Annotated in this window: 4 protein-coding genes and 1 pseudogene; all 5 read right to left on the reverse strand. The window is 32.1% G+C overall.

Features of this window, described 5'->3' with window-relative positions; genetic code table 11:
* Positions 1 to 677 (reverse strand): DUF2778 domain-containing protein (locus LS81_RS10575; RefSeq protein WP_138069940.1); only part of this gene is annotated, 677 nt, incomplete at its 3' end.
* A gap of 3 nt (positions 678 to 680) precedes the next feature.
* Positions 681 to 1,184 (reverse strand): hypothetical protein, encoded by a 504-nt coding sequence (locus LS81_RS10580; protein WP_034347862.1) that lies wholly within the window; start codon positions 1,182 to 1,184, stop codon positions 681 to 683.
* A gap of 88 nt (positions 1,185 to 1,272) precedes the next feature.
* Positions 1,273 to 1,698: a hypothetical protein gene (locus LS81_RS10585; RefSeq protein ID WP_161976773.1), complete on the reverse strand. Its 426-nt coding sequence runs from the start codon at positions 1,696 to 1,698 to the stop codon at positions 1,273 to 1,275.
* Between the two features lie 56 nt (positions 1,699 to 1,754).
* Entirely contained in the window at positions 1,755 to 2,231 is a 477-nt protein-coding gene (locus LS81_RS10590) for a hypothetical protein (RefSeq protein ID WP_034347860.1), read from the reverse strand.
* A gap of 3 nt (positions 2,232 to 2,234) precedes the next feature.
* Positions 2,235 to 3,146: pseudogene (locus LS81_RS12205) on the reverse strand (hypothetical protein); the annotation flags it as partial.

Raw genomic sequence — 3,146 nt, forward strand, 5'->3', positions numbered from 1 at the left:
TCCCCATACCCCACCTCTAGTTTTATAATAATTCTACCTTTATCATCTTTTATATATTCTAAAATATCCTTATATTCTTGCTTTAAAGATTCTAAGACTTTAAAAAATCTAGTATCTTCTTTGCTTAAGTCTATCCCTCCATTATCTCCATAGCTTTCTCCTCCATGTATATAGAAACCTTGTCTTTTTGTGCTAGATTCTGTAGTGTTGGTGCAGTCTTTATCTGTATAGATAGGGATATTATACTTCCCCCATTGCTTCTCTCCCTCTTTGCTTCTTGAGAAAGAATACCAAGTATTATTGTATTCTCTTATGCCACTTTGTTTATCATCATTATTTTGAGTAATGTCTATATAGTATATCCCCTCTGGTATTGCTCCTTTATCTTTGTCTTTTTGTCTTTGTTTAGAATAATCAAAATATTCTTGTGTATTATCTAGATTTAGTATAAGTGAGTCTCTATTATGTTGTGTTATTGATAAAGTATAAGATTGTGTATTATTCAGATTTGCTTGTGATATAGAATCTTTAGTGTTTAGATTCTCTAAGGTAGATATTTGTTTATTTGGATTTTGTGATATAGAATCTTGATTAGCTTGATTGTGTGATGGAGTATCTTTTGTATTTGGATTATCTGTATTATTTTGTGAAGTAATACTTAGAGGCTTACCATTCATAAACTACAATGCCCCACAATCATATAATCCACTTTCAAAAGCACTACAAGCAGAGGTTTGCTTTTTTATCGCTTCTCCCTCTCCAATAGCTCCTTCAAAAACATAGTTTCCTTCACTGCACCCAAAATATCGTGCCTCTTTATCTGAAGTGAGTTCGACAAATCCACCAAGATTAAATGTAAAATCAAATGTTGTAGAATCTAATTTGATTTTGCCCTTTATCACACAATGAAGCTCACAATACGATGGTATAAAGGGATATTCCCCATTTTTAAGCTCTATGGCATTTGCAAAAAATTCTATAATTTGCTTCTTGCTTAATTGCCATTTACCAGCATTACAATATTGTATTTCATCTTGTTGCGTAAAAGGCAGTAAGTCATTATATGGGATATATTCTTTGGGATACTCTGCTTTTTGTATTTCTAAAACCTTGATAGAGCCAAACTCTGCGCCATAAGCAAGCACACCAAGATTCAACAAAGCCACAAAAATAATATTTTTCATTGCCATTTCCTTAAAATATGTTTTTTATTACTTAAAAGAAACTAGGGCTTAATAGAATCTTTTGTAGTCAAAATTATAACTACATCACTCACTTTTTTACACAATATTCTGCTCTATAATTTTCTAGCCATTTTGTATCATCGCTCTCTAAGGCATCATAATACACATCTGCAACAGCACAAGGATAGCAATTTTTGCGATTACAGATTGTGATATTCGCGGTTGCGTTATTATGTATATATCCAACACCATTATAATCAAGTCTAAAATCATAATGCTCATTATTGACTAACAATTTTCCTGTAATCTCACATTGATAGTTTGGATAATCCCTAACTCCCACAGGAGATTCACTATCGTATAATTCCGCATTTTGAAAATATGAAGCTATGACTTCTTTACTCAAAACAAAGAAAGTTTTATCTTCAATCTCACATTTTTTAGGATAAGTAACCTCTAAAATATAAATGTTTGTGTCCCTAAAACTTATATCCAAAGGCTCGTTTATATCCATTGCTTGCAAGAAATACATGAAAGTACACATTAAAAGCATTATATATCGTTGTAGCATTATTGCACTCTGCTATTGTGTTTTTTTAATTCGCCTCGTTGCAAAGAATATGCTTGATTCATAGATTCATTAGTGATGATAAACTCATCTCCTTTTAATGTAAAATTAGGATTTGGACCACCACAAAAATCAATCTCGCCACGATAATGGATTGTATTGCTTCCAGATTCTCGCTCAAAGATTCTTAGATTTCCGCCATCGCAGGCATTCCCCATAGGCATATCTTGAAATACCCAAACTTCATTCCAATTTCCAAGCGGTGCATAAAAAATCAATCTTGGTTCATACTCATACTCACATTTTCTTTGATAAATTATTTTATCGTTGATAGTAATACTGCATTGATTGTTTTTGGCATTTGTAGAGACAGAAAAAGCGGAGAAAACTTCTTGAGAAGCCTCTTGAATGCTTGCAGAAATTTCATCGGCATTAAGCAAATTTAACAATATAATGCCATAAATAGCCATTTTTTTCATTTTCTATCCTTTGTACTTCTCTAAACCCTCTTTGAGATATTGTCTTGCGACAGCACCAGCTTCACCCTTTGTTAAGATACCATCTTTATTGACATCTAAGCCTTTATTTTTATTATATACATTATTTCCTTTAGTTGAAATAATATAATCATTCTGTTTTCCAACAGCCATAGGATAAAAAATTACCATATAAATATCTTCAATATTTTGAATTTTTCCCTTATATGGTCGAAAATATTTTTCAACATAGTCAAGCTGCTCGACTTGAGTCATCTTGGCCAACTCCTCTATAGTGGTTCCTAAACTTATCGCAGTGGATTTCAAAAATTGTATAAGTCCTGTGGCGGTAGCAAGTGGATTTTTTATACTGGGCGAAAAGGTTCTCACAGTCTCAAGAGCCATACAAGACATTAAATAATCAGGGTTTATTTCTAATCTTTTGCAAATTGCTATTACTTTTTCCTTAAATTCTTTTGATACATTTTTGTGCCCTCCCCAAGCTATTTGTAAATCCTCCCCATACCCCACCTCTAGTTTTATTCTTTCTGTATCATACCCCTGAGTTTTGAGATTATCTATCTTTTGCTTTAGATTCACTATGAAGTTTTTATAAGTATTACTACTTTTAAGAAATATCTTTACTCTTTCATCTGTATAATGTGTAGGTATTGGTGTATTGGGAGCTGTAAGAAAGGTAGTGCCTTTAGGATAAGGGATATTATCTAATGGATTGTTAAAGTAAGAGATTTTATATTGATTGCTCGGTGTATCTATGGTATAGACACTAAGAGCTTTATATCTACTTGCTCTTGTGTATAAGTAATCTGTTCTAATCTTTAGAGATTCTTCTATATCTTTGATATAGAGATAATAGCTTCCTTTAGGTAAAGAAGTATCTTGTTTTATGGATTCTAA

The organism is Helicobacter trogontum (genome assembly GCF_000765905.2).
Classification (GTDB): domain Bacteria; phylum Campylobacterota; class Campylobacteria; order Campylobacterales; family Helicobacteraceae; genus Helicobacter_A; species Helicobacter_A trogontum.

Coding starts and splice junctions, on each gene's coding strand:
- LS81_RS10580 (WP_034347862.1), bottom strand. CDS start 1,184: ATGAAAAATATTATTTTTGTGGCTTTGTTGAATCTTGGTGTGCTTGCT.
- LS81_RS10585 (WP_161976773.1), bottom strand. CDS start 1,698: ATGGATATAAACGAGCCTTTGGATATAAGTTTTAGGGACACAAACATT.
- LS81_RS10590 (WP_034347860.1), bottom strand. CDS start 2,231: ATGAAAAAAATGGCTATTTATGGCATTATATTGTTAAATTTGCTTAAT.